18 protein-coding genes are annotated in these 20,296 nt (G+C 59.0%); 9 read left to right on the top strand and 9 right to left on the bottom strand.

Translation table 11 applies throughout. The features are described from left to right. Positions 1 to 113: 113 nt before the first annotated feature. A complete protein-coding gene (locus tag IEV00_RS09555) occupies positions 114 to 1,271 on the bottom strand; it encodes an acetate/propionate family kinase (protein ID WP_188360146.1) in 1,158 nt (385 codons plus the stop codon). Positions 1,272 to 1,363: 92 nt separating this feature from the next. Next, positions 1,364 to 3,460, bottom strand: coding sequence for a phosphate acetyltransferase (pta, locus tag IEV00_RS09550; RefSeq protein ID WP_188360145.1), 2,097 nt, complete (start codon positions 3,458 to 3,460; stop codon positions 1,364 to 1,366). 282 nt (positions 3,461 to 3,742) lie between these two features. Between pta and IEV00_RS09545 the strand changes: the two genes are divergently transcribed. Next, positions 3,743 to 4,051, top strand: a complete 309-nt coding sequence (locus IEV00_RS09545; protein WP_188360144.1) for a thiamine-binding protein — start codon at positions 3,743 to 3,745, stop codon at positions 4,049 to 4,051. A gap of 148 nt (positions 4,052 to 4,199) precedes the next feature. Beyond that, positions 4,200 to 5,111: a spermidine synthase gene (locus tag IEV00_RS09540; RefSeq protein WP_188360143.1), complete on the top strand. Its 912-nt coding sequence runs from the start codon at positions 4,200 to 4,202 to the stop codon at positions 5,109 to 5,111. Between the two features lie 62 nt (positions 5,112 to 5,173). Here the strand turns inward: IEV00_RS09540 and IEV00_RS09535 are convergent, their stop codons facing one another. The 3 genes from IEV00_RS09535 to IEV00_RS09525 form a co-directional block, all read right to left on the bottom strand. Continuing rightward, positions 5,174 to 5,923, bottom strand: coding sequence for an Ltp family lipoprotein (locus IEV00_RS09535; protein WP_229723176.1), 750 nt, complete (start codon positions 5,921 to 5,923; stop codon positions 5,174 to 5,176). 121 nt (positions 5,924 to 6,044) lie between these two features. Further along, the gene (locus IEV00_RS09530; protein WP_188360141.1) at positions 6,045 to 6,464 is read right to left on the bottom strand and encodes a YchJ family protein; all 420 of its coding nucleotides are present in this window, start codon (positions 6,462 to 6,464) and stop codon (positions 6,045 to 6,047) included. A 99-nt stretch (positions 6,465 to 6,563) separates the two neighbouring features. After that, positions 6,564 to 8,039: an NCS2 family permease gene (locus tag IEV00_RS09525; protein ID WP_188360140.1), complete on the bottom strand. Its 1,476-nt coding sequence runs from the start codon at positions 8,037 to 8,039 to the stop codon at positions 6,564 to 6,566. 240 nt (positions 8,040 to 8,279) lie between these two features. On the opposite strand from IEV00_RS09525, the gene IEV00_RS09520 reads away from it, so the two are divergent. The 5 genes from IEV00_RS09520 to IEV00_RS09500 all read left to right on the top strand — a co-directional run bounded on the left by IEV00_RS09520 (position 8,280) and on the right by IEV00_RS09500 (position 13,229). Further along, entirely contained in the window at positions 8,280 to 9,008 is a 729-nt protein-coding gene (locus tag IEV00_RS09520; RefSeq protein ID WP_229723175.1) for a Crp/Fnr family transcriptional regulator, read from the top strand. 104 nt (positions 9,009 to 9,112) lie between these two features. Then, entirely contained in the window at positions 9,113 to 9,340 is a 228-nt protein-coding gene (locus tag IEV00_RS09515) for a heavy-metal-associated domain-containing protein (RefSeq protein WP_188360139.1), read from the top strand. A 52-nt stretch (positions 9,341 to 9,392) separates the two neighbouring features. Further along, positions 9,393 to 11,210 carry a heavy metal translocating P-type ATPase gene (locus IEV00_RS09510; RefSeq protein ID WP_188360138.1) on the top strand — a complete coding sequence of 606 codons (1,818 nt, stop codon included), beginning with the start codon at positions 9,393 to 9,395 and terminating at the stop codon, positions 11,208 to 11,210. Positions 11,211 to 11,289: 79 nt separating this feature from the next. Then, entirely contained in the window at positions 11,290 to 11,628 is a 339-nt protein-coding gene (locus tag IEV00_RS09505; RefSeq protein WP_188360137.1) for a DUF2218 domain-containing protein, read from the top strand. A gap of 200 nt (positions 11,629 to 11,828) precedes the next feature. Then, entirely contained in the window at positions 11,829 to 13,229 is a 1,401-nt protein-coding gene (locus IEV00_RS09500) for an FAD-dependent oxidoreductase (RefSeq protein ID WP_188360136.1), read from the top strand. Positions 13,230 to 13,439: 210 nt separating this feature from the next. On the opposite strand, the gene IEV00_RS09495 is transcribed toward IEV00_RS09500, so the two are convergent. The 4 genes from IEV00_RS09495 to IEV00_RS09480 all read right to left on the bottom strand — a co-directional run bounded on the left by IEV00_RS09495 (position 13,440) and on the right by IEV00_RS09480 (position 18,024). Beyond that, positions 13,440 to 14,159: a 3-keto-5-aminohexanoate cleavage protein gene (locus tag IEV00_RS09495; protein ID WP_188360135.1), complete on the bottom strand. Its 720-nt coding sequence runs from the start codon at positions 14,157 to 14,159 to the stop codon at positions 13,440 to 13,442. 211 nt (positions 14,160 to 14,370) lie between these two features. Next, on the bottom strand, positions 14,371 to 15,804 hold the full coding sequence (locus IEV00_RS09490) for a GuaB1 family IMP dehydrogenase-related protein (RefSeq protein WP_188360134.1): 1,434 nt from the start codon (positions 15,802 to 15,804) through the stop codon (positions 14,371 to 14,373). 69 nt (positions 15,805 to 15,873) lie between these two features. Next, positions 15,874 to 17,196 (bottom strand): D-arabinono-1,4-lactone oxidase, encoded by a 1,323-nt coding sequence (locus IEV00_RS09485; RefSeq protein ID WP_188360133.1) that lies wholly within the window; start codon positions 17,194 to 17,196, stop codon positions 15,874 to 15,876. A 144-nt stretch (positions 17,197 to 17,340) separates the two neighbouring features. Continuing rightward, positions 17,341 to 18,024, bottom strand: coding sequence for an LGFP repeat-containing protein (locus tag IEV00_RS09480; protein ID WP_188360132.1), 684 nt, complete (start codon positions 18,022 to 18,024; stop codon positions 17,341 to 17,343). Positions 18,025 to 18,433: 409 nt separating this feature from the next. Between IEV00_RS09480 and IEV00_RS09475 the strand changes: the two genes are divergently transcribed. Together IEV00_RS09475 and IEV00_RS09470 are read left to right on the top strand one after the other, a co-directional pair. Beyond that, complete coding sequence (locus IEV00_RS09475) at positions 18,434 to 18,931, top strand: LGFP repeat-containing protein (RefSeq protein WP_188360131.1); 498 nt, start codon at positions 18,434 to 18,436, stop codon at positions 18,929 to 18,931. A gap of 218 nt (positions 18,932 to 19,149) precedes the next feature. Continuing rightward, positions 19,150 to 20,160, top strand: a complete 1,011-nt coding sequence (locus tag IEV00_RS09470) for a universal stress protein (RefSeq protein WP_188360130.1) — start codon at positions 19,150 to 19,152, stop codon at positions 20,158 to 20,160. The last annotated feature ends 136 nt before the right edge of the window (positions 20,161 to 20,296 follow it).

The following is a 20,296-nucleotide window of genomic DNA, read 5'->3' as shown; positions in this document are numbered from 1 at the left end:
CTCCACTTTATCGGCAGTCTTCTACTTTTCCTGTCAAAACAGGCAAGACTTCCGAGAACAGGGGGTTTTAACCTGTGCTCGGAAGTCTTGCCTTCTCTCGCCTCACTAGGAGCTTAGCCGCGGTCGGGCCAAATCTGGTTGACGACGTCCTTGGTGGCCAGCGCAATAGCCTTCTCCTCGTTGGTGGGCACCACCAGTACCTTCACCAGGGAGTCTTCGGTGGAAATCACGCGGGGCTCGTCGGAGCGAATTGCGTTGAGCTCGGGGTCAATCTTGATGCCCAGGGCGCCGAGCTGCTCTACAGCCAGGGCGCGGAACTCAGCGGAGTTCTCGCCAATACCGGCGGTGAAGACCAGAGCCTGCATACCGCCCACAGCAACGTGGTAGCCGCCAATGTACTTGGCCAGGCGGTAGGCGGTCATATCCAAGGCCAGCTGGGCACGCGAATCGCCAGACTCCTTAGCCTCTACCACCTTGCGCATGTCGTTGGAACCGGCGATTGCCAGCAGACCCGACTCGTTGTTGAGAATACGGTTCATATCTGCGGCAGAGACCTCGGGGTTGCGCTCCATAAAAGAGGTGAGCACCGAGGGGTCAATGTCGCCGGAACGGGTACCCATGACCAGGCCCGCCAGGGGGGTGTAGCCCATGGAGGTATCCACCGACTTACCCTCCTTAATAGCGGTGACGGAAGCACCGTTACCCAGGTGGGCAATCACAGCGTTGAACTCGCTACGGTCAATGCCCAGCAACTCAGCGGCAATGCCGGTCACATAGTCGTGGGAGGTGCCGTGGAAGCCATAGCGGCGGATACCGTGCAGGGTGTAGAACTCTTCGGGAACAGCGTAGCGCCACACGTGCTCGGGCATGGTGCGGTGGAAGGCGGTATCGAAGACAACCACCTGCGGCAGCGAAGGCCACTTGCGGGCAACAGCGCGCAGACCCTTAGCGTGGGCGGGGTTGTGCAGCGGAGCCAGGGGAGCCAGGCGCTCAATCGCACGGATAATCTCGTTGTTGACCAGCACGGGCTCGGAGAAGCGCTCGCCGCCGTGCACCACGCGGTGGCCCACGGCCTCGATCTCGCGGTCGCCCAGGGCCTCATCGAGCTTTTCAGCCATGATTTCGAGCGCGGCATCGTGGTCGGGCAGGTCTACACCGATGTTCTCGATTAGACCCTTGGTGATCACCGCCTGGTCGTCGTTGTCGAAGTTGGTGTCACGTACCTGGTACTTGATAGAAGAGGAACCGCAGTTCACAACTAGAATCAGCAAGTTATTACCTTTCGGTTGGGCGCATCGCGCGCGGAAAGAGAGGGGAAGGAAGACGCCGCGCGGGGCAGCCGGGCGGCGTCGTCCTACAGCATTTAGAGGGTCTGTGCCTGAATCGCGGTAATCGCCACGGTGTTGATGATGTCATCAACGGTGCAGCCGCGGGAGAGGTCGTTAACGGGCTTCTTCAGACCCTGCAGAACCGGGCCCACCGCCACAGCACCGGAGGTCTGCTGCACAGCCTTGTAGGTGTTGTTACCGGTGTTGAGGTCGGGGAAGATGAAGACGGTCGCCTGGCCCGCAACCTCTGAGCCGGGCAACTTGGAGGAGGCGATGGACATGTTGGAGGCGGCGTCGAACTGGATGGGGCCCTCGAAGGGGAAGTCGGGGTTGGCCTGCTTCAGGGCCTCAACGCCGGTCTTGACCAGCTCGACGTCCTCACCCGCACCGGAGGTACCGGTGGAGTAGGAGAGCATGGCAACCTTGGGGTCAACGCCGAACTGGCGGGCGGTCTCGGCAGATGCCTTGGCGATATCTGCCAGCTGCTCGCCGGTGGGGTTGGGGTTCACCGCGCAGTCGCCGAAGACCAGCACGCGGTCTTCCATGAGCATGAGGAAGACGGAGGAGACAATGGAGACACCCTCGCGGGTCTTCACGAATTCCAGGGAGGGGCGGATGGTGTTGGCGGTGGTGTTCACGGCGCCGGAGACCATGCCGTCTACAATGCCCTTCTTCACCATCATGGTGCCGAAGTAAGAGGGGTCTGCCATCTTCTCACGGGCCTGCTCGATGGTCACGCCCTTCTTGGCGCGCAGCTCTGCGTAGGTTGCGGCGAAGTCTTCGGTGTGCTCGTTGTTCTCGAGGTCGATAATTTCAACGCCCTCGCCCACGGGCAGCTTGATACCCTCGGCCTGGCAGATTTCCTGAATCTTCTCGGGATTGCCAATCAGCACCAGGTCGCAGAAGTCGCGGCGGGCGATGATAGATGCCGCGCGCAGAATACGCACGTCGTAACCCTCGGGCAGCACGATGGAGCGGCGGTCGGAGCGCGCCTTCTCAATCAGGTTGTGTAGGAAGCGCAGCGGGGTCATGGACGCCGGGCGCTCAAGGTCCAGGCGTTCCAGCAGCTCGTCGGGGTCAACGCTGCGGGCCCACTCGCCCAGGGCCGCCGCAACCTTGCGGGGCTGGCCGCTGGAAAGCGCGCCGGTGACGCGGGAGACCGCGCGTCCTGCCTGGAAGGTATCCCTCTCGGTGTGGAAGATGGGGAAGGGGGCGCGCTCGGTCAGTGACTGTAGCACGGGGCTGTCAGTGGAGTCGCTGAGGTTGCCGGTCAGCAGAAGGCCGGACGGCGCGGGGAAACTCGGTGCCAGCGAGGAGGCAAGGGTTGCCACAACGACGTCGGTGCGGTCGCCGGGAACAATCACGAAGTCGCCGTCGGCAAACTGGTTCAGGAAGTTAGAGACGGTCATTGCGGCAACCTTGACGTTGGCGATTTCGCGGTCAAGATCCTTGGCAGAGATACCCTCGGGGCTCAGTTCCAGAGCCTCAACAACCTCACCTACGCTGGGCAGGGTCAGCTCGGGAATCTCGGGCAGAACGTAGACGGGGCGCTTAAGCGGGCCGCGCTTGGCGGTCTGAGCAATTTCATCGCGGAACTCGGGCTTGCAACGGTTGACCATAATCGCCAGGGTGTCTACCTTGGCCGAGTGCAACTCGGTGCGGGCGACGTCCACAGCATTGGCGGCGTCTGCAACAGAGGAGTTCTGCGCGCCAATCACGGCAATCACCGGGGTGCCCAGGTCGCGGGCGAACTGCGCATTGAGGTCGAACTCAACGGTCACGGCGTTGTGAGCCAGAAGGTCGGTGCCGTCAACAATAATGACGTCGCAGTGCTCGGCCATCTCGGAGTAGATAGAAACAGCCAGCGAAGACATCTCATCGTGCTTGCCCTCGGCCAGAAGCTCCCGGCAGCGCTCTAGGCTCAGACCGCCGCGAGCCTGCTGTTCGGTCAGATTGAAGTTGCGGCGCATCAGCTGGATCATGGAATCCTGAGATTCCTCGGCGCCCTGGAAAATGGGGCGGAAGAAGCCCACGCGGTCAGCACGTTTAATCAGTGAATCTGCCAGACCCAGCGCAACCAGGGACTTGCCCGACAGCGGGGTCATGGCTGAAAGGTAGATACCGGTAGTCATAGAGTTCTACTCGTCTTTCCTTGGTGAGGTATGCGGTAACTCTGCCAGGGGCAGCGGGGCGCACATGTCTTTCACTAGAAATCTTAGGTGTTTTTGCAGAGGTTTAGGTGCACATTGGTTGGCGTTGTGGTTTAACTCATGGCAAAATCTTTTGGTTTACATAGAAGGTGTTTAAGACCTTAAGGAGCTGTTTGTTTTACCCCTCAATAGAGGGGCGCCGGGCCTCAAAGAGGCCTCTGTAACAACCTTTTCTCATGCCGGGGTTGGGGCTAGGCTGAAAACATGTTGTTTGCATTTTCTGTGGCACCCACCGGCGGTGCAGGTTTTGAAGACGGTTCTGTTCACTCGGCTGTTGCTGAGGCTGTGCGCATTGTTGAGGCCTCGGGTCTTGATCACGAGACCAACTCCATGTTCACCACCATTGAGGGTGACTGGGACGAATGCATGGATGTTATCAAGCGCGCCACCGAGGCCGTGATGGCGGTAGCACCCCGGGTTTCTCTGGTGGTCAAGGCAGATATTCGCCCCGGCCACGACTCCGGCGAAATCCAGGGCAAGGTTGACCGGTTGAATAAGGCGCTGGGTAAGTAGGTTTTACTAGCTGGCGGTCGCTGGTGCAGAAAAGCTGTTTTGGGGCAGTTTTTCTGCGCCTTTTCGCGCTTAACTGCACCAGCGGCTGTGGAGGGGCAGACTGGGCGCCCGGGCACCACCGCGAAGAGGCCCCTGCTACCCTTAATCCGTGGCTAAACGCAGAAGAAAAACCCGCTCTCAGGCCGAGCAAGCCGGGCCGGTTGAGGGAAAGTACGAGATTTCAACCGGCATCGCCGAGCTCATCGAAGACGACTACACCCCCGATGGCTGGGTGCTCGAAATTAATGGCATGGAGTCTTCGCACGTGGTGCTGGGCCGTCCGCGCGAGCTAGATTTTGAGTACATGCGCTGGATTGCCGCCGTCACTGAGGCCTACGTTTCTAGCGCTCTCGATCCCGAGAAGCTGCGCATCACCCATCTGGGTGGCGGAGCCTGTTCGCTGGCGCGCTACTTTGCAGATGTATACCCCAAGTCCCGCAACACCGTGGTGGAGCTCGATGCTAAACTCGCCGACTACGTGCGCGAGTGGTTCGATCTGCCCAAGGCGCCCACTCTCAAGATTCGTGTGGGCGAGGCCCGCGAGGTTACTGAGACTTTCCTGCCTGAATCCCGAGACATCATCATTCGCGACGTTTTTGCAGGCTACGTCACGCCAGTGCCGCTCACCACCCTGGAGTTCACCCAGATTGCGGCAAAATCCCTCTCTGAGAAGGGGCTTTACATTATCAACTGTGGAGACACCCGCGACTTGGCGGGTGCTCGGGCAGAGGCCGCGGCCATTGCTGAGGTCTTTCCCTACACCGCCGCCACCGCCGATTCCGCCATGCTCAAAGGACGACGCCGCGGCAACATCATTCTCGCCGGCTCCTTTGCGCCGCTGCCGGTCGACGGTGAGGATCTCACCGCCCAGGTCACCAAGCGCCTCTTGGGTGGAGCTGTGCCCGCCTACTATAAGGACGACGCCTGGTTCCGCTCTTTCGCGGCCGGCGGCAAGCCCCGCCGCGACGGGATAGACACCGTGGACCTCAAGCTTCTAGACAGCAAACTGCGGGGTAAATAAAAGACAGGCACTCTCGGCTATATTTTCAGCTGCCTAGAGTGCCTGCCAGTATAGGTGTGATCTTAGAGGTTTGCTAGTGCATACTCAGCCTGTTCCTGGGTGAACTTGCCACCGTATTCACTGGTGAGTTGATCAAGCAGGGCGCTGTCAGACATGGAGAGGGTCTCCTGGTAGCTTTTAGCGGCTTCTAAAGCCTCAGTATTCCAGTCTGCCTTGACGTTATCGATAGCATACTGAGCTTCCTCGGCAGTGAACTGACCGCCGTATTCGCTGGTGAGTTGATCGTAGAGACCCTGTTGCGAGAATGGCAAGGTGTCTAGGTAGTTCTCAGCTGATTCCAGTGCTTCTGCATTCCAGTCGGCATCTAGATTATCCATGGCGTATTGAGCAGCGTCAGCGGGGAACTGGCCGCCGTATTCGCTGGTGAGCTGATCGTAGAGTGCCTGGTATGAGAAAGGCATAGTATCTAGATACATTTCCGCCTGGTTGAGAGCATTCCTGTACTCGCGCGAAACGCCGTCATTGGCGTTATTTGCTGAGGCGGGCTCTTCAGTGGCTGGGGGAGCGGCTACTTCTGCCTGGCTTGTCTCTGGATCTGCAGAAGCGGGTTCTTCTTCTGGAGTGGCTGACTCAGAGTCACTGGGCTCGGTGGTACTTGATTCGCTAGTACTAGAATTAGCCGTGCTTTCGGTCTCGCTGGTACCTACTAGGCTACCGCAACCAGCTAGAATCAAGATTAGGCCAATAATCCAAACCCAAACTCGCTTGTACCAGGGCTTTTTGACCTTGATGGGGGTGGGGGAAACGCTCATGTTAGTTCTTCCTAGTGCAAAATGACTATGAATTACTTTCATAATCAAATAATTGATGAATGCATTAATAGTAATTTAGGAGATGTTTTAAGCCCATCAATTTGCGGATTTTTACCGTATATTAACTAGTTTCCCCGTCCAGGTAGAGCCACTCTCCACCGACCCGCTCGAAACGCGATTTTTCGTGCTGGACGCCGCGCACGCGCTCGTCCTCGGGCGTACCCGGAACCGAGCGGTAGTAGGCGGCGAACTCCACGGTTCCCGCGGTATCAAAGGGGCCGCCGGTGGAGCTCAGAATGTCCAGGCGGTACCAGCGTAGGCTCTCGTCGAGCTCGAGGGAGGCCGGGCGGGTGGTCGGGTGCCAGGTGGCTAATAGGTAGGCCGCATCTGAGATAGCAAAGGCGGTAAAGCGCGAGCGCATCAGGGCCTCGGGGGTGGGTGCGGTGCTACCCTGCCCGCGGGCAAAGGCGGTATGGAATTTACCGCAGCAGTCGCCGTAGATGTTGCCGGTGCCGCAGGGGCAGCGAGTGTCTGTGTTCATGGGTTCTATTTTAAAAGCGATTGACCGGCAAGTGGCCCCAAGGTGCGTCAGAAGGCGCGCCCCGGGGCCACTTGCCGGTCAACGAGAAGAGCGGAGCTTCTACTCCATCCAGCCCTCAATCACGCCCATGCCGAAGAAGACCAAGAAGGCAAGGGAAACAATGTACATAATGGGGTGCACCTCGCGGCCGCGACCCTGCACCAGGCGAATAAAGCAGAAGGTAACGAAGCCGGCTCCGATGCCGTCTGCAATTGAGTAGGTAAAGGGCATCATGATGATGGTCATGAAAGCGGGAATACCTAGGCCCCAGTCTGCCCAGTCGATGTGGATTGCCTGGCGAACCATCAAGAAGCCCACCACTACCAGCGCGGGGGCAACCGCCTCGAAGGGCACGATATTGACCAGGGGCGAGATAAAGGTTGCCAGCAGAAAGAGCACGCCGGTGACGACGTTGGCGAAACCGGTGCGCGCGCCCTCGCCGATACCGGTGGCGGACTCTACAAAGATCTGGTGGGCGGAGCTTGCCGAACCACCACCGGCAATGGAGCCGGCGGCGTCAATCAGCAGCACGCGGTCGATATTTTCGATGCGGCCCTCGGAGTCGATAGTGCCGGCTTCGGTGGCCAGGCCCTGGGAAGTGCCCATGACGTCGAAGAAAACCGCCAGCAGAATGGCAAACATGAGCATGGTAGCACCCAGGCCGCCCATGGAAGATCCGGAGAAGACACCGAGCATGTCAACGGAGCCAATGAGCGAGAAGTTGGGGGCGCCCAGCCAGCTCTCGGGTAGGGCAGGAACCACCAGAGACCAGCCGGTGATGGACTCGGTTGAGGGGCCAGAGGGCCACAGCGATTCCAGCACGATGGAGAGAATGGTTGAGGCCACCACGCCGATGAGAATTGCACCGCGGATATTGCGAATAAAGAGCGCAATAATCACAAAGAGACCGAAGAGAAAGACGAAGATAGGCCAGCCCATCAGGTGGCCACCGGCGCCGAAGGAGACGGGAACGGTGGTGCCTGCGGCGTCGGGCATGCGGCGAACCACGCCCGCATTCACCAGGCCGATCAGGGCAATAAAGAGGCCGATGCCCACCACAATGGCGGTTTTCAGAGACTCGGGCACGGCATCAAAGACCGCGCGACGGAATCCGGTGAGCACCAGAATCGCCATGACGATACCTGCCCAGACCACCAGGCCCATAATCTGCGGCCAGGTGATGTCGGGGTTGGTGGCAATGGTCGATGCCAGCAGGGCATTCACGCCCAGACCCGCTGCCATGGCAAAGGGCTGGTTAGCCCAGAGGCCCATGATGATGGTCAGAATACCTGCCACCAGGGAGGTCGAGGCCGCCACGCGCTCAACGCCGAGCATTCCGCCGGCGCCATCGGGGCCCAGGCCCAGAATCAGGGGGTTGAGCACCACAATGTAGCTCATGGCAAAGAAGGTTGCCAAGCCGCCGCGGAATTCGGTGGCCAGGGTGGAGCCGCGTTCGGTGATTTTGAAGAAGCGATCTAGCCCGTTTTTGGGGGCAGGCGTCTGTGCGGATGGAGCCGCGGTGTTCTTAGAAGTCATCTAGAATCCGTAGTTACTCTCTATACGTGAAGGGTGTGTGCCCTGAAATCATGCTGAAAACAAAGAAGCGCCCGCTTTTCTGCGGCGCCTTTGATACCGGCTATTCTACGCCCACAGCGTAGTGCCCACCGCCTCTTTTGAGGAGTGAGGGGGTGTGAGTTATGACGCCGGTGGGTGGGGTGCGCTTCCCGCTGCGGGAGAAGTCTCGACTTTTTACCGGGGGAGGGCTTGAATAGAAATATGGCTCATCCCCAGCTTCAATCAACGTGCGCCGAACCCCATCACTGCTCGCCCGCCGTGAGACAGCAGGTGCTGGGGCTTTCTCCGCTCACCCGCGATTTGCCGGAACTTCAAAGAGACCAGCTCAGCAAGAAGCTGACCTCCTACTCCTGGGCTGCCGATGAGCTGATTTTCCGCGCAGGAGATATCCCGGCGGGTGCCTACCTCCTAGTGGCTGGAAGGGTTCGGCTCACCCACGATACCGCTGAGGGGCAGGAACTTACCGTGCAGATTGCTTGTCCCGGCGACGTCCTAGGTAGCCTCCATACCCACCCGGTGGAGACTAATGAGACTGCCACTGCGCTAGAGACTGTCTGCGCTCTCTTTATACCTGCGAGCCATCTGGAAAGTTTGATTGCTGAGTACCCAGGGTTGGCGATAGCACTGGTTCGATTGCAACAGGAGAACCTGGCAAGCACCCGCGCCGACGAAATTGCTTTGACCACTCGCACAGTTGCTCAGCGGGTGGCGGGCGCGCTCCTGCAGCTCGACCGCAAGATGGGGGTTGATGTTCAGGACGGCGCTCGCCTACTTCAGGTGAAACTGCGGCGATCCGACATCGCCGGCTTGGCGGGAACCACCGTGGAATCAGCCTCGCGAACTATGGCTCGTTTTAAGAATGAGGGACTAGTGGAGTCGGGCCGAGAATGGGTGAAAATCCTAGATCGGCAAGCCTTAGAAAGTATTTAGAGGAACTTTTTTCTTAATTGACCTGCGTCAAGGAACCCTTTTGCGGATCTTCCTAACCTGAAAGTACCCAGTCAAGGTACGAAACAGATAAAGGAATGATTGACATGGCACAGGTACAGAACATCACCCTCCGCGCTGAAGGATTCTCTTGCCCCAGCTGCGTTTCCAAGATTGAGACCAAGCTGAACTCCCTGAACGGGGTAGAGCGGGCAGAGGTTAAGTTCTCCTCCGGTCGGATTTTGGTGGGTTATGAGCCCGATCGAATCAGCGTCAAAGAGTTGGTCAATGCGGTAGCAGAGGTTGGCTACACCGCTAAGCCAGCAACTATTTAGGTGGGCGGTAAGGGGCGTTTCTAAAACGCCCCTTACCCTTAGGAGGAGAATCATGAAAACTCTTGGCACCTGGGGCGTTGTACTTGCCTCGGGAATTTTAATTATTTTGGCCCTGCTCACCGGTTTTGAGGCGCTCATGGTGGCGGCCGCGGTGGTGGCGGGCTGGCAGGTAGCTGTTTCTGCGGTAGCTGCCCTTAAAGTGAAGGTTATTTCCATTGACCTTCTGGTTGTTGTGGCAGCTATCGGAGCGCTTTTTATTAATAACTATTGGGAATCGGCGGCGGTAACTTTTCTTTTTGCTCTGGGTAAGGCGCTGGAAAAGACCACCCTCGCTAAAACCCGCAAGGCTTTGAGCGATTTGATAGAGGCGGCTCCTGAGACCGCTACCAAACTAGAGAAGGGAGAGCCCCGAGCTGTACAGCTGTGGGAGCTTGTTCCCGGCGATACCGTTCTGGTGCGTAACGGCGAGCAGATTCCTGTTGACGGTACAGTAGCGGTTGGCCACGGTGGTGTTGATGAAGCAACAATTACCGGTGAGTCGGTACCCGTCGAAAAAACTGCGGGAAGCCGGGTGTTTGCCGGTACCTGGCTTCGTTCGGGAACCTTGCAGGTCACAGCTGAAGCAATTGGTGCTGACTCCACCCTGGCAAAAATTATCCACCGGGTGGAAGATGCCCAGGATGACCGAGCCCGCACCCAGACTTTCCTTGAAAGATTCTCCCGCTGGTACACGCCGGCGGTAATGGTGGTAGCCCTGGTGGTTGGGCTGGCAACAAAGAACCTGGAGCTGGCTCTGACCCTGCTGGTGATTGCCTGCCCCGGCGCCCTGGTAATTTCAATTCCGGTTTCGGTGGTGGCCGGTATTGGCCGATCTGCTAAAGACGGTGTGCTGATTAAGGGCGGTGAATATCTGGAAACCGCTGCCCGCGTCAATACCCTGGTGGTTGATAAGACCGGTACGCTCACCACGGGCCGCCCTGCCCTCACCGACGTTATTTCCTTAGATTCCCGCTTTAGCCAGGAGCAGGTACTTTACTTAGCTGCCCGCGCTGAAACTGCCTCGGAGCACCCGCTGGCCTCCGCCGTCATAGAGGGGGCCCGCGCTCGCGGCCTGAGCCCCGACTTGGTCGAGTCTGCAGAGCCGGTAACGGGTCAGGGAATCCGTGCTTTGGTTGAGGGCGTGGAGGTTACGGTGGGGTCTGCCCAGCTCCTTTCTGAACCGGCTGATACGGCTGTGCTTGAAGAGCTTAACGCCGCCGGGAAAACCGCCATGTTTGTTGGTTATGGGGGAGAAGCCATTGGGGTGGTTGCCGTTGCCGATACCGTTCGGGTCGATGCTCGCCAAGCCGTTGAGAGTCTCCACGCTCGCGGCATCGAGGTGGTAATGGCCACCGGTGACGCCGCCCGCGTGGCAGCCGCTGTGGGCGCTGAATTGGGACTGGACGACGTTCGCGCGGGGCTTTTGCCCGAGGATAAGTTAGACCTGGTACGCCAGCTCCAGGCGGGAGGCCGTACGGTGGCTATGGTGGGCGATGGCGTGAACGATACCCCTGCGCTGGCAGCTGCTGATATCGGTGTTGCCATGGGAGCTGCGGGTTCCCCTGCAGCCTTAGAGACCGCCGATTTAGCGCTGATGGCAGACCAGCTGCCCCGTCTACCCCACGCTTTGAGTTTGGCTCAGCGGACGGTGCGCACCATGAGGATTAACATTCTGATCGCTCTGGTTACTGTAGCCCTGCTCTTTGCCGGTGTGTTTGCCGGTGGAGTCACGATGGCTCTGGGAATGATGGTTCATGAAGCTAGCGTTCTGCTGGTAATCGGCATTGCCATGTTGCTTCTGCGACCGCAGCCTGCCACTCATGCGGTCTAGTTCGGGTGGTACCGCCGGGCGGGGCCGCTGGTATATTCTTAGGTTAGCCTAAGTTAAGTTTAGTTCGAGAGGAATCGGCATGAGTGACTACCCCGCCCCCGAAACCCTGCACCATACCTCCCGCGCAGTGGTGGAGACTAGCCGCCCCCAGCGCTACGTCAAGCAGATGGTTTCCCACATGGGGCGCAAGATTCCCATCGAGCAGATTCCCGGCGGCCACCGCCTGACCTTCAACCGCGATAACGTTTTTCGAGGCTATGCAGACCTGCTGGTCGATGATGCGCAGGACGACGCCGCCCGGCTGCTTCTGCTCGCTTATGGAACGGATGCGCAGAACCTCACCGCTGTTGAAAGAGCGCTGGGAAACCACCTGGAACGTTTCGGTGAGCGCGAGGGGCTCAAAGTGAACTTTTCCTAGGTTTTAAGACCTTCTTGAAGCGGCCAGTTGCTAGATTGCGCCAGATGAAATTAAGTTACAGAAACCTGTCTTTTTGCTCTCGATAGAGAGCGACGGTGTGCATGCCTACCAGCGCACAGCGTAAACTTGTGGGCAGTGTGAAACCAACCCGCCCGCGCGTCGTCCTAAAAATAGGCCCGGGCAGTGAAAGGAAATGAAGAGTGTCTGAGAATCGTGCTCTGCGCGTTGCCGTGATCGGTTCGGGCCCCGCGGGTGTTTACGCCGCGGATATCCTGAGCAAGCAGCCCGAGGTGAAAGACGGTTCTGTGCCGGTCTCCATTGACATTTTTGACCGCTACCCCGCACCTTTCGGCCTGATTCGTTACGGTGTTGCCCCTGACCATCCGCGTATTAAGGGCATCATCACCGCCCTGCACAAGGTCATGGACAACGGCGATCTGCGGTTCTTCGGCAACGTGGATTACGGCACCGACGTAACCCTCGAAGAGCTGCGCAAGTACTACGACGCCATCATTTTCGCCACCGGTGCGGTACACGACGCCGACCTCGACATTCCCGGCATTGACCTGGAAGGCTCCTACGGCGCATCTGACTTTGTTGCCTGGTACGACGCCCACCCCGACTACCCCCGCACCTGGCCCCTGGAAGCCAAGGAGATTGCGGTTCTGGGTAACGGCAACGTAGCGCTGGACGTCGCTCGTGTGCTCTCCAAGCACGCCGACGACATGCTGGTGACCGAAATTCCCGACCATGTTTACGAGGGTCTGAAGGCATCACCTGTTACCGACGTTCACATCTTCGGCCGTCGCGGCCCTGCCCAGGTTAAGTTCACCCCGCTGGAACTGCGGGAGCTGGCACATTCCCGCGACGTTGACATTGTGCTCTACGAAGAGGACTTCGTCTTTGACGAGGCCTCCGAGAAGGCAATGGAAGAAAACGCCCAGGTCAAGGTGATGACCAAGGTTCTCAAGGGCTGGCTTGAAGAGCAGAAGACCAAGGAGCAGACCGCCTCCCGCCGCCTGCACCTGCACTTCATGCAGTCGCCTGCTGAGATTCTCGGCCAGCACGGCAAGGTCACAGGCATCAAGATGGAACGCAACGAGCTCAACGGCAACGGCGGCGTCACCGGCACCGGCGAGTTCATCGAGTACCCCGTGCAGGCTGTCTACCGCGCCATTGGCTACTTCGGCTCCGAGCTGCCCGAGGTTGGCTTCGACTCCGAACGCGGCGTCATCACCAATGTTGAGGGGCGAGTCATCGACGATAGTGACGTTCCCGTGCCCGGCCTCTACGCCACCGGCTGGATTAAGCGCGGCCCCGTGGGTCTGATTGGCTCCACCAAGTCAGATGCCCTGGAAACCGTCACCCACCTGCTCGAAGACCGCGAAGACCTCTACACCGCCGAGTCACCGGAGCCCGAGAGCTTCAACGACTTCCTCGAATCCAAGGGGGTCAAGTACACCACCTGGGAAGGCTGGCACACCCTCGACGCCCACGAAAAGGCCCTGGGTGAGGCATCCCAGGACGCCGAGGGCAACCCGCGTAAGCGTGTTAAGGTGACCGACCGCGACGAGATGATCCGTATCTGCCGCGGAGAGTAGGAACGGTCGGTCACCACTTCGCGGAAATTCCGCTTCGTCTGACCGCGACGAGATGATTCGTATTTGCCGCGGAGAGTAGACCCCACGAAAAGCGGGACGCCGCCTAGCCAACCTCCCTTAAACGCCAGCCCCGGTGCCAGTTGGCTGGGCGGCGTCCCACTTGCCTTCTTTCGTATAAACCCAAGCGGTCGCCCGGCAAAGAGTCGGCTTCTAAGAAGCGCGCATCAGCTGCAGGGCAGTCTCTACTAGTTCGGCATTGCCGGTGGCAGTGCGGCCGTCAGGAAGATGCAAGCAGTCCTCCAAACCAATTCGCGAATCTAGGCCAAGCCTGCCCGCCAAGCTGACCATGCTCCAGGTCGACTCTTCTTCACCGTGCAAAAGCACAGTAGCCGTGGGCTCAAGGCTCTGCACGCCTTCTACCAGGTACCTACCGCTAGACTCGGCGAGATTTGGTGGCATGTCTTGAACTTCGACCAGCACGCGAAAACAGTGGGCCCGAAGCGGTGAAGCAGACCAGCTAGCTAGCCCCTCTTCATGCCAGATTCCTGCCTCAACACCGATTCCCCTTTCTAACAACCTAGCGGCAAGGCGATCGGCCCCGCTCTCGTGCCAGTTTACCGAGGCGAAATCGGGGAGCTCATTCCAGCTATCAATGAGATTTAGTCTGTGATTGAGGTCGGGTGCTGCCCATTCTCCCGTGGTGATACCCAGGGGTACTCCGGGGCAGTGCTGGCGAAAGGTTGCCACCCACAGATCTACGTCGTGAGCTTCTAGGCTGTCTTTTCCCTGCCTGTTTTTAGGGTGAACATGAATTTCTTGCGCACCAGTTAGCACCGCCTCTGCGCAGTCTTTCGCGGCTGTTTCGGGGTTGCTACTCAGAGCAGGGTGTTCGCCTAACTCTCTTGCTCCATTAGGGCATACTTTCAGCATGGTTCACCTCTTTCATGCTCCGCAGTGAAGTGTTGCTGTGTTGTATAACCCTACTATCGGGCCGTCTCAGCCGGAACCCACAAAGGCAGCTCCACGAAAGAAGGCAAAACTTCCGACAGCAGGTGAAACTAGCCTGTTGCCGGAGGTTTTGCCTATTTTCGTATAAACCCAAGCAGTCGCCCGGCAAAGAGCCTAGACCGCAGACAGGGTTTTATCGTGTAGCCCTGGGCTGGCCCTCAGCGTAGCCCGCTGCGGACTGAATACCCACGGTGGCACGTTCGAAGAACTCCTCGATGTTTGAGGCCCCGGCGTAGGTAAAGGATGAGCGCACGCCTGAGATAATGGAATCCACCTGGTCTTCTACGCCACCGGCGCCCTCGGGCAGGTAGATGCGGGCGGTAGAAATACCCTCTTCAAACATCTCGCGGCGGGCTTTCTCAAAGGCCTCGGTCTTGGAGTTGCGGTTGGTAACAGCCCGGCGCGATGCCATGCCGAAAGATTCCTTGTACTCGCGGCCGCTGGAATCCACCATAATATCGCCGGGGGACTCATAGGTTCCCGCAAACCAGGAGCCAATCATCACGTTGGAAGCACCCGCCGCCAGAGCCAGCGCAACGTCGCGGGGGTCTTTGACGCCACCGTCCGCCCATACGTGCACGCCCAGCTTGCGCGCCTCAGCGGCGCACTCGAGCACAGCGGAGAACTGCGGGCGACCCACGCCGGTCTGCATGCGGGTGGTGCACATGGCACCGGGGCCAACGCCCACCTTGATGATATCTGCGCCCGCCTCTGCCAGGTCACGCACACCGGCGGCGGTCACCACGTTGCCGGCCGCAATCGGCACGCTGGGCGACAGCGCACGCACCTTCTTCAGCGCCTCAATCATGGTTTCCTGGTGGCCGTGGGCGGTATCAACCACCAGCAGGTCAACACCAGCTTCAATGAGCTCGGAAGCTCGCGCGGCGACGTCGCCGTTAATGCCGATTGCCGCGCCGATGCGCAGGCGACCCTGGGCGTCGACGGCGGGCTCATAGAGGCTGGCGCGCAGAGCACCCTTGCGGGTGAGAACGCCCACCAGCTTGCCGGCGGAATCAACTACGGGGGCAATCTTGCGGGAGGTGGCGTGGAGCTTGTCGAAGGCCTCGCGGGCATCGACGGTATCGGGAAGGGTCACCAGTTCGGTAGACATGACGTCGCCTACCTGGTCAAAATTATCTACCCCGCGCAAATCGCGGCGGGTGATGATGCCGATCGGGGCGTCGTCCTCCACCACAATCGCAGCACCGTGGGCGCGCTTGGGCAGCAGGTGCTTGGCGTAGCCGACGGTGTGGTGGGGCTTGACGGTGATGGGGGTGTCGAAAATCAGGTGGGATTCTTTGACCTTGCGGATGGTATCAATCACCACGTCCGCGGGAATATCCTGGGGGATAATCGCGATACCGCCGCGGCGGGCGATGGTCTCTGCCATACGGCGGCCGGCGACGGCGGTCATATTGGCGACCACGAGCGGAATGGTGGTACCGGTGCCGTCTGCGGTGTGCAGGTCTACGCCCATGCGGGAGCCCACGGACGAGCGCGAGGGCACCATGAAGACGTCAGAGTAAGTGAGGTCGGTAGTTGGCTTCATGTCATTGAGAAACTTCATTTATACCAATTTACCGCGTTCCCTCAGGCGGCCGGAAGTCTGTTTCACCCACAGCAACATCGCCGGGATTTAGGGCAGCAGCACCTTCCGCAAGTAGGGGTTGAGGAAGAGTCCATCGGGGTCCATTTCCTCCCGCAGAGAGGTGAAAGCTGAGAACTCGGGGTAGAGCTTTTCGAGGTCCGCGGCGTCAAGCGAGTGCATCTGGCCCCAGTGGGGGCGGCCGCCGTAGTCCTTGAAAACGCTTTCAAGGCCGGTGAAGTATTCCTCGAAGGGCTGCCGCCAGTATTCGCGCGCCGAGATAAAGACGGTCTCGCGGCCATAAGCCTGCGAGAGCGGAATGTCATCGGCGGCGGCGGTGCGCACCACAATGGGGTAGCCCGCGTGCACTTTCTGCTTCTCAAGGTGCTTTTTGAGGTCTTTCATCAGCTCCTCAAAAACCTGCAGGTCAAAGGCGTATTCCATGTTGTTCTGGCGCACCGTGCGGTTGAGGATGAATACGGTGGGGGATAGGTCTGCGTAGCGGCGGTTGCCGGAGGTGAGGTTGGAGACTTTGTTGAGAAGTTTCTGGGAGGACGGCGCGCGGGTAGCTACGAAGTTCATGACCTCGAAGATGCCGTTGTTCAGCGCGTAGTCGCGGCCGTGGCGCCGGGCCTGAGAGATCAGGGCGCTGGGCTCCATGAAGCCTTCGGTGAGCAGGGGCAGACGGGTAAGACGCCGCGTGCGCACCTGGGTGCCGTCGGGGAACCAGGAGAACTCGTAGTGGTCGGAGCCGCGGGAACGGTCGATGAAGGTGGGCACAATTTCGTTGAAGTCACGGGCGCGTTCGGAGGCATGAATGCGGAAGCTGGGCACCACCCTAAAGGTGATGGAGGTGAGAATACCCAGTGCACCCAGGCCCACCAGGGCGGCCCGGAAGATTTCGGGGTTGCGTTCAGCGGAACACTCCACCAGTTCGCCGGTGGAGGTGAGCAGGGTCAGCGCGGTGACCTGGGTGGGCATAATGCCAAAGCCCAGACCGGTGCCGTGGGTTCCGGTAGAGACAGCGCCAGCGAGGGTCTGCTGGCCCAGCCGCCCCAGGTTTTCAAAGGCAAGGCCGTAGGTGGCTAGGGCCTTGTTGGCGTGCTGCACGGTGGTTCCGGCAAGAAAGGTTGCCTGCTTGTGGTCTGGGCTCACGCCGGTGAGACCCACCAGGTTATCTAAGCTGAGCATGGTGTCGGTGGGCTGGGCAATGGCCGAGGAGCTACGGGACGCGCCCACCACCTTAATCTGCCCGCCGCTTGCGGCCACCTGCTTGATGAGATCTTGAGCTTCGGCAACTGAGCGCGGTTTGAAAACCCTGTTGGGCTCGGCATCGTGGCGGTGCCCCCAGGTACTCCATACGTTCTCTGACATTGCGCTACCTCTTTAAAAACTTTCTTTCCCGGTGGAGATCTGTTTTTATTTTCTCACCGTCACCCGGTCAGATAGGCGAGGAAGGCACGCGTTTTAGCGCGTGCCTTCCCTGTGATTACTGAGGATAAACCCTAGATTTTTGATTTAGCTACCGGTAACAATCTGTCCCTGAGCATCGAAATGAGCGGTGATGGAGCCGGTCTCGGTGTTCAGGTAGCTTGAGCCGTTGTTGTAGGTGTGAACATCGCTGACCGGGAATCCGAAGGTCGCCGGGCCGCCATTGTTCACGTAGTACTGGCCGGCTGCGGTGCCGGTGTCTACGAAGAAGGCGCCGGTCTTTGCGCTCCAGTAGTAGACGCCGTTGCCGCCGTTGGCCACGGCGAAGAACTGTTGGACGCCGCCTGCTACGGGCTGTTCGTCGGTGATGGGCTGGGTGGTGTTTACGGTGCCGCCGGCTGCTAGCGGGGCGGGGTTAGCCAGCCAGGCCTGGTAGATAGCGCCCTTGAGCACGTGGGCTTCGGTCAGACCGTTCCAGGTAATCATGCCGGTCTCGAAGGTCTGGAAGCATTCGAGGCTACCGGGATTGACGGCGCCGGTGGCGGTTACGCCAGTGCCTGAAACACCGCAGAGCTCATCACTGATGGGGGAACCAATAAAGCCTGATTCGCCCGATGCCCTGTGCTGTTCGTACTTGGTGGAGATTGCGGTTCCGGGGGTAAGGGAAGCCGTTGGCTCGGCTGCCTGGGCAGGAAGAAGCGCGGTGCCGAGGGTTGCGGTGGCTACGGTTGCTGCCAGCAGGGTGAGCTTGGAAAAACGGTTGGTGCGCATGATGCCTCCCACTTATAGTCGTGAACTTACTTCTATGAAAGCCCATGTCCGCTGGATAAGCGGGCATATTTTAGGGGTGCCGGGAAAACGTTGTGCAATTGTTATATACCAATGTATCGGCGTTATTGGACCGTGACCTGATGCTCAACTAGATGTTTTATAAGCAACATTTTTTACTAATTTGTCTAATAATGGTTGATTTATCTTAACGGGTGGTCACGACTTGATAACGAATCAGCCCCAATTCGGCAACGATTGTGGCCTGGGTCTAAAAAATTGCCCTTGTCTGTGCTTGCCTGGAAGTAGCCCCTCACCTCGAGGGTGTTTGTTGACAACAGATATTCGGTGAAACTCGAAATTACTTCGCTGACGAAAACCCAGTATTTGGTTTTAGATGGAGGAAATCAAGATGACCCAGAACAAGACTTCAAAGACCCGTTATATTGGCGCGGTGGCGGCCGCTCTGGCACTTGCTGGGATGGCAACTCCTGCCCAGGCGGCACCGGCGGGAGCAATAGATAATGCCGAGATCAAGGGCGCTATCGGCCAGGTCTACAACTCCACCGGTGGCGAGGCCCGCTACGGTGCGGCCTACACCAACGAGCAGATTACTCCCGGTATTGTCGGAGGGGTCTCCCAGTCTTTTGAAGAGGGCTACTTCTACTGGACCCCCGAAACCGGAGCCAATTTCGTCGATAAAGACTCTGCAATTGGCCAGACCTACCTTGAACTGGGCCAGCGGGCGGTAGCTGACCACACCCTGCACCCGCTGGGCGCCCCTACCACCTTTGAGGTCTGCGATGGCGCCGCTCTTCCCGGGGTTGACCCCACCTGCGTGCAGAGCTTTGCCGGCGGTGAGATTGTAGAGAACCAAAACACAGGGGAAATTACGGTCAACTACTTTTGAACCTAACCGCCTAGCGCCGAAAGCCTAAGGACGACGCCGCCCCACCGTGAGACGCACACGGTGGGGCGGCGTCGTCCTGAATTGAAATGTGCGGTCATATCCGAGAAAACCTGCCTGGGGTGAGGTAAAACACTCTAAAATGAATATAGAAGCAACCCTGGCTTACCGCTAGTCAGACGGGTAGATGGCTAGGGTTCCTTGATGAAAAGGAGACGACCATGACCGAATCAAAGAAGACTTTCGGTGAACAGGCCATCGACCGCCGTGATGAGGGCGTAGACCTCTCCCAAATCTCCGGTGAAATCATTGTGGGTATTGACGGCTCAGAGCAGTCTTACGGGGCGCTACAGTGGGCAGTCAATGAAGCAAAGATTCGCCAGGTTCCCGTGCGCGTGGTCACCGCCTACTCTCTGCCCGTTTTCTCCGGTTCCGGTTTTGACGCCGGCTACTCGGTGGTTGACGAGCAGGCGCTGCGCCAGGGCGTTGCTCAGATTCTCGATGAAGCCCATGCTCGAGTTGGCGAGACCGACGTTGAAATTCGCGCCACCGTAGAAACCGGTGACGCTACCGGTATTCTGCTGGAACTCTCCAAGAAGGCTGATCTGGTGGCGGTGGGCTCTCGCTCCCACGGCAGCTTCCTGGGGCGCTTGCTGGGTACTGTTTCCACCTCCCTACCCGCCCACTCCCACGCGCCGACCGTGGCGGTTCCGGCTTCTTACGGTGAGGCAATCGCTAAGGATTCCTCCCTGCTGGAACGCAAGGGCGCTGTGGTGGTTGGTTCTGATGGCTCAGACCAGGCGCGTATCGCAATCCTGAAGGCAGCGGAAGAAGCGGATCGCCGCGGAGTAAAGCTGATTCTGGTCAATGCGCTGGCTCCCTACACCGGTGCGCTGAACTGGGTTCCCGCCGCCGTTGATTTCGAGGCAATGTACCGAGAAATTGCCGACCTACAGCGCAAGGCAGCCACCTGGATTCGCGGTTTCTACCCCGAGCTTGAGATTGAGTTCAAGCTTATTGACGGCTCCCCGGTTCAGGTTCTGCTTGAGGCTGGTCAGGAGGCTGACCTGATTGTGGTGGGCACCCGCGGTCGTGGCGGCGTGGCCGGCATGATTCTTGGTTCTACCTCTCAGGGAGTTCTACACCATACCAAGACCCCGGTAATGATTGTTCCTGAGCTGGATGATCCCCGCATTGAGTCTGCCCCCGAGGCCGGAATTTCGTGGGGATGAGCTTAGCGGAAGCGAGCGTGCGAGCTTGCAAGAGCTAAGCGAATCAGCAAAGGCGAGCGAGCGTGCGAGCTTGCAAGAGCTAAGCGAATCAGCAAAGGCGAGCGAGCGTGCGAGCTTGCAAGAGCTAAGCGAATCA

It is taken from the genome of Rothia aerolata (genome assembly GCF_014635585.1).
Lineage (GTDB): Bacteria > Actinomycetota > Actinomycetes > Actinomycetales > Micrococcaceae > Rothia > Rothia aerolata.
The sequence above is the reverse complement of the archived record's forward strand: the minus strand, read 5'-3'. Positions and strand labels throughout refer to the sequence as shown.

Bases quoted from the DNA above. Each gene is read 5' to 3' on its own strand.
- pta (WP_188360145.1), bottom strand. From the start codon at position 3,460: ATGACTACCGGTATCTACCTTTCAGCCATGACCCCGCTGTCGGGCAAG.
- IEV00_RS09545 (WP_188360144.1), top strand. From the start codon at position 3,743: ATGTTGTTTGCATTTTCTGTGGCACCCACCGGCGGTGCAGGTTTTGAA.
- IEV00_RS09535 (WP_229723176.1), bottom strand. From the start codon at position 5,923: ATGAGCGTTTCCCCCACCCCCATCAAGGTCAAAAAGCCCTGGTACAAG.
- IEV00_RS09530 (WP_188360141.1), bottom strand. From the start codon at position 6,464: ATGAACACAGACACTCGCTGCCCCTGCGGCACCGGCAACATCTACGGC.
- IEV00_RS09525 (WP_188360140.1), bottom strand. From the start codon at position 8,039: ATGACTTCTAAGAACACCGCGGCTCCATCCGCACAGACGCCTGCCCCC.
- IEV00_RS09520 (WP_229723175.1), top strand. From the start codon at position 8,280: ATGGCTCATCCCCAGCTTCAATCAACGTGCGCCGAACCCCATCACTGC.
- IEV00_RS09515 (WP_188360139.1), top strand. From the start codon at position 9,113: ATGGCACAGGTACAGAACATCACCCTCCGCGCTGAAGGATTCTCTTGC.
- IEV00_RS09510 (WP_188360138.1), top strand. From the start codon at position 9,393: ATGAAAACTCTTGGCACCTGGGGCGTTGTACTTGCCTCGGGAATTTTA.
- IEV00_RS09505 (WP_188360137.1), top strand. From the start codon at position 11,290: ATGAGTGACTACCCCGCCCCCGAAACCCTGCACCATACCTCCCGCGCA.
- IEV00_RS09495 (WP_188360135.1), bottom strand. From the start codon at position 14,159: ATGCTGAAAGTATGCCCTAATGGAGCAAGAGAGTTAGGCGAACACCCT.
- IEV00_RS09490 (WP_188360134.1), bottom strand. From the start codon at position 15,804: ATGAAGTTTCTCAATGACATGAAGCCAACTACCGACCTCACTTACTCT.
- IEV00_RS09485 (WP_188360133.1), bottom strand. From the start codon at position 17,196: ATGTCAGAGAACGTATGGAGTACCTGGGGGCACCGCCACGATGCCGAG.
- IEV00_RS09480 (WP_188360132.1), bottom strand. From the start codon at position 18,024: ATGCGCACCAACCGTTTTTCCAAGCTCACCCTGCTGGCAGCAACCGTA.
- IEV00_RS09475 (WP_188360131.1), top strand. From the start codon at position 18,434: ATGACCCAGAACAAGACTTCAAAGACCCGTTATATTGGCGCGGTGGCG.
- IEV00_RS09470 (WP_188360130.1), top strand. From the start codon at position 19,150: ATGACCGAATCAAAGAAGACTTTCGGTGAACAGGCCATCGACCGCCGT.